Raw genomic sequence first — 5,419 nt, 5'->3', positions numbered from 1 at the left:
AACGCCCTCGGCCTCACCGTCCGCTTCGAACCCATCGAAGCAGCATGACACTGACCGCCCGGAGGCCAGTCAGACGTTTATTTTCGGACCAGACGTTTATTTTCGGACCAGTCCCTTGCGAGGAGGCACAGCGGACCGCCCGCACCTCGGGCTTTGTGTACCGGGGCCCGGCGTGTGCTAAGAAATGGGCTCCTCGAAGCCGACCGGGCCTGTGTTTGGGGACGGGGCGCGCGACGCGCGCAGGCTTCGCCGGATGGGCAGAGGGTGGCGGGATGTATCGATCCGTGGTCTTCGTGCATGGCACGGGAGTGCGCGCGAAGAAGTTCTCCGAGACGCTGAAGACCATCAAGGGCAAGTTACAAGGTCGGGCCCCGGACCTGGACGTCCGGGGCGTGTATTGGGGAGACTCGCACGGCGTCCGGCTGAATCTCGGCGGGTTGTCGATCCCCGACTACCACCGTACACACGGGGGCGAGAAGGAAGACGCAGAGGACGCGCGACTGGGTCACTGGGCCGTCCTTTACTTGGACCCGTGGTATGATCTGCGGCTTCTGCGCCTCGCCCCCGACGCCACGGCCCGCGACGAGCGGGCGTTCCTGGCAACCGTCAATGGGTATCAGCCGAGGCCGCAGACGGCAGCGGCCCTGCGCGATGCCGGATTCGACTCCTACTTCGACCTGGCCCTCGCCGACCTGCGCCGCACCCCGGAACTCCGTGCGGCCGCCAAGACCGTGGACCGGTCCGGTGTCCAACACCGTGCCGCCGTCGCCACTGCGCTGGTCGCCCACACGCTCGCGGCCGCCGAGCGCGACGGCCGGACGACCCCGGTCGGACATGTTCGCGACACCCTGCACTCCCACGTAGTCGGTGACCTGTCCGCACAGGACCGGGGTGCGGAGAAGCCGTTCAAGAAGGTCGCGGTTTCCCTCGCCGCGCCGATCGCGACCTGGTACGGCCAGCAGCACCGCGGCGCCATGGGTGACGGGGCGGCCCCCCTCACCGGCGACATCCTCCGTTACCAGGTGCACGGGAGGGGCATGCGCGAGGAGATCTCCGCGGTCGTCGCGTCGGCTCCCGGTGACGTGGTCACGCTGATCGGACACAGCCTCGGCGGCATCGCGTGCGTCGAACTGCTCACCGGAGCAGACGGGTTGGAGGGGGCGGGCAAAATCGACCAGCTCATCACTGTGGGGAGCCAGGTCTCGCACCTCTATGAGCTCGACGTCCTCGCCTGCCTGCCGTTCGCGCAGGGACGGGAGCTGCCCGCACACTTCCCGGAGCGCTGGCTGAATGTCTTCGACCGCAGGGACTTCCTTTCGTATCCCGCCCAGCCGGTGTTCGGGAGGCGGGTGCAGGACCTGCCCGTGGACAACAGGCAGCCGTTCATCGAGTCGCACAGCGCGTACTGGGACAACGACGCAATGTGGGAGGCCGTCACCGCATGGATCGGCTGAACGAGGGGCCGGTGGACCCCGCATGGGTCACGGCGGTCCTCATCGGCATCGAGTCCTACGAGGACGGGGACGCGTACGGCGAGCTCCCCGGGCCCGCCCGCGACGCCCTGCGCTTCGCGAAGTGGTTGCGGGCCTGTGGCGTCCCCCCGGCGAACATCACCCTGCTGCTGGCCCCCACTCCCGACTTCGCAGAGGAGGCCGCCGGCCAGGCGGCCGCCCTGCGCATCCCCGTCAAGGAGGCCACCGCAGACCTCGTGCGGAAGACGTTCATCGAACTCGACCGCACCCGCCGGCTGCTCTTCACGTATTGGGGCGGCCACGGCGTCACCGCGCCGTCGAGCATGAGCCGACACCTCCTGCTCGCCGAGTCGACCGGGCATGACCCGCAGAGCATGCTCTTCGACGATCTGCGCCGCCACCTGCTCTGTGAGGACGAGGAACACGTCGACCTGACACGGCAGATCTTCATCGTCGACACCTGCGGCTGGTACCTGAAGCGGCGGGAACGGGAACCGCGTCCCCGGCTCTTCCCGCACGGCGACCTGGCCGACAAGGAGATCGACCAGTACGTCCTGTTCGCCAGCCGCGACGGCCAGGGCGCCATCAACGATGCCGGACTCGGCACGACCGAGTTCGCCCAGCAGGTGCTGGGGAGCCTCCACGCGGGCCCCAGTGTCCTCCCGCCGGACGTCGAGGAACTCACCCGGCGCGTGGACGGGTACTTTTCCGACCCCGCCCGGGCCACCGACGTCACACAGACGCCCGTGAGCATCCGCAACCGGAGCTACGCCGGCTCCGAGCGGGATCTGGGCAGCGCACGGATCCGCGAACGCCGAGTGCTGCCCGTCGCCCCCGGTCACCTGTACGACGCCCTCGGTCGGCTGCACGAGCGGTCCACCCAGAACGTAGGGCGGTTCGCGCGGTCCAAGTCCGGCATCGGGGCCCACGCCGGACTTCGTGCCATCAACGTCGGCTACCAGACCGTGGACGTGAACGCGGGTGTGCCCAAGCGGGCGGTTTACGCGACCGTGCGGCACTTCTACGACGCGATCCCGGACGGCCGCCTCGTCATCCGCGGCCCCGCCGGGTCCGGGAAAACCGTACTCGCCGTCCACCTCGCGACCGAGCTCCTGGCGAGCCGCGCGAAGGACGAGCCGGTGCCCGTCCTGCTCACCCTCGTCAACTGGCGGACCCCGCCCCCCGACTCCAGGCCCGACGGCTCACAGGCCGGCTACGACCGTCTCGTACGGCATTTCGAGGCATGGTTGGCCGGCCAATTGCTCAAGCAGAACTTGTGCGACGACGCGGAGACGGCCAGGGAACTGGTCGCGGGCCGCTGGATTCTTCCCGTCCTCGACGGACTGGACGAGGTGCACACGCCCCGGGGCGCCCAGGCGGACGGGCCCGCCAGGCACCTCGTCGCGGCCATCGACCACTATCTGACGGCCAGCAGCGCCCGCCTCGCACCCGTTGTTGTCACCGTACTCGCCACAGGGGACGATGACACACGGCCCGGTCTGCCCTCAGCATGCGTGGTGGAAATGCAGCGACTGTCCATCCCCGAGATAGTGGGTGCCCTCACCGACGGGGTACCGGACTACGCGACGGACGCACGGTGGGAGGACCTGCGCGCCGACCTGCGGCTCGGCGAGAGCAGCATCGCAGCGCGCCGCCTCGACTCCCCGTGGAAGCTCGTACTGGCGGTCAAGGCGGTCACCGGGCCTCGCCCAGAAGTGCCGGTGACGGAGCTGGTTCCCGCGCTGGTGCGGAAGGACGACGACGCGGACGCGGCGCTCCACGAACGGCTTCTGGCGGCCTTCGTCCCGGCCGCCTGCGGGGACGCCGTGGTGGCCGTACCCCGGCCGCCAGACGCGCCGACCGCCGTGCGCTGGCTGGCGGAGCTGGCCCGGCACCTCGGTCGTCACGAGTCCGAAGACCTCACGCTCAGCCGCATGTGGGTCATTGCCGGCGGGCGGCGGGTGCGCGCGGTGCAAACGGTGGCGCACGTCGGGATCGTGCTCTTCTTCTGCGTGGCGTGCCTGCTGGCGGCCATCGGTGGTCCCGGCCACGCCGTGAGCACACTGGGACGCCTGATCGCTGGGACCGCCGACCTGTCCGGCGCCACCGGCCGCCGCGTGTGGGCCGCCACCGCCTTCACCACTGTCGTGACCGCCGCGGCTGCCGCGACCGGGATGGCGCACCGGACCTGGGTGCCGGTGGTCACTCGCCGCACCCGGGGCCTGCGCGAGCGGTTCGAGGGCCCCAAACGGGTCCGACTGCCACTGAGCGTCCTGTCGGGCCTGGAGATCGGCGGTGCCATCGGCTCGGCGTTCGGCCTGGGGACGTTCCTGCTCCTCGGCCCGGTCTGGGGACTGGTGGTCGGCGGGCTGATCGGCGTGAGCCTGGGCTACGGCATGGAGGCCAAGGTCGGGCTCGACCGCACCCTGAGCGGAAACTTCTTCCCGGCCTACTACTGGGTGTGGGACGGTCTGGGACTGCTCGCTGGGGCGGCGACCGGCACGCTCGTCTTCTGGCTGATCGACTACCCACCCCTGTCGGGAACGGCCTTCGGCGCCACAGTGGGCTTCTTCGCGGCCTTCGCCGTCGGACTGATCGGCTGGCTCCGGTACGTCATCGCCATGACACTGATGCACAGGCGGAACCTGCTGCCCTGGAAAGTCGCGGCGTTCCTCGACTGGGGACACCGGGCGGGAGTGCTGCGCGTCCACGGGGTCTCGTGGCAGTTCCGGCACGCGGAACTCCAGCGCTGGCTGGCGGCCCAGGATGAGGAGCGGATGCCGCGGTCCCGGCGCCCCCTGTCGGAGCGCTGGCGAAAGTTCCTGGCACGTGTCGTACCCAGGGTCGAGTGACACGCGCTACTCGTGGAGCGGTTGTTCAGACAAGACGTCATCGTTCTCGCAAGTCGCCGCAGGACGCGGCGTCGGTTACGGGCAGTTTTCCGACGGATTCGACCTTCAATCTCCTGGGAATTAGGGTTCAGGCAATTCAGCTTTCGCCGTGTCACGCGGGTCCCTCGACGCGTCGCCCTCACTGCCTGAGGTCGGCCGTCGGTTTTCTGGCATGCTCTGGTCCCGTCACCGTTTCCGGATCGGGTAAGCCATCAGACCCAAGAATCTCCTTCCGAATTCATCCCGACTGGGTCGGGGATACAACAAGGCGCCTCATGGCGCACTGAAAACGGTCAGCGACCTGGACGGCCTGCGGGGCTCCGATGCGGGCGCCTTCAGCGTAGGAGCCCGCACGATCTCGGCAGATCACCTCGATTCCAGGATGCTCACGCAGCCATGCGGCCAGGGTTCCGGCGTCCCGTCCCGGCGGCAGGCCAAGAGGCTGGTGGGTCTCGCAGTCGATGAGCACGGTCCCGTAATGCTGCCCGCGGCGGGTCGCGAAGTCATCGACCCCGAGCACTTTGGGTACCTTCCATGACGGGTCAGGAAGCGCCATCAGCAGCCTCAGCAGCGTCGTCCGGCTGACCACACTGTGCAGCACCACGGCCAGCCGGGCTCCGGCCCGGCCGGCGAGCTCGACGGCCACGGCCTCCAGGAGCCGGCGCAACGCAGAGGTCCGTCTCCCGTAGCGGAACGTCAGCCCCTCAACCTGCTCGACGAACGTACGGCGCCCGCACCGGTCGTTATCGCAGTACAGCCGCCGCACGGTCAGCTCGATCAGAACCGGCTGATCGCCGACCGGAGTATCGGCCAGCCGACGCTCGTAGCAGCTGTGCACACGATCCGACGGAAGCTCACAGTCCGGGCACGACGCACTGCCATCGAGGGTTCTCGCCACTATGTGCACCACCCCGCACTCCGTGAACACCTGCTCCACCAGCACCGCGTTGAAGTGCGGAAATATTGAGGCGAAACTGATGGGTTTCCTGATCGTTGGTGGGGTGTGAGCGAGGATCGGGACATGCGTCGTCTGTCGCCTGCCGCGCAGGAGGATCT

At 68.9% G+C, this 5,419-nt stretch carries 3 protein-coding genes; 2 read left to right on the top strand and 1 reads right to left on the bottom strand.

The window, feature by feature from the left end:
* The first annotated feature begins 272 nt into the window (after positions 1-272).
* Together ABTY04_RS40160 and ABTY04_RS40155 are read left to right on the top strand one after the other, a co-directional pair.
* Positions 273-1,454 (top strand): lipase family protein, encoded by a 1,182-nt coding sequence (locus ABTY04_RS40160; RefSeq protein WP_352218381.1) that lies wholly within the window; start codon positions 273-275, stop codon positions 1,452-1,454.
* Complete coding sequence (locus ABTY04_RS40155; RefSeq protein WP_352218380.1) at positions 1,442-4,324, top strand: NACHT domain-containing protein; 2,883 nt, start codon at positions 1,442-1,444, stop codon at positions 4,322-4,324. Before ABTY04_RS40160 ends, ABTY04_RS40155 begins: the two co-directional genes overlap by 13 nt.
* Positions 4,325-4,601: 277 nt before the next feature.
* Here the strand turns inward: ABTY04_RS40155 and ABTY04_RS40150 are convergent.
* The coding region (locus tag ABTY04_RS40150; protein ID WP_352218379.1) for an ISL3 family transposase at positions 4,602-5,419 on the bottom strand (818 nt) is incomplete at its 5' end.

The sequence above is a fragment of the Streptomyces sp. NPDC097981 genome (assembly GCF_040302565.1).
In the GTDB taxonomy this organism is placed as follows: Bacteria; Actinomycetota; Actinomycetes; order Streptomycetales; family Streptomycetaceae; genus Streptomyces.
This window is presented reverse-complemented; position numbering and strand designations above follow the sequence as displayed.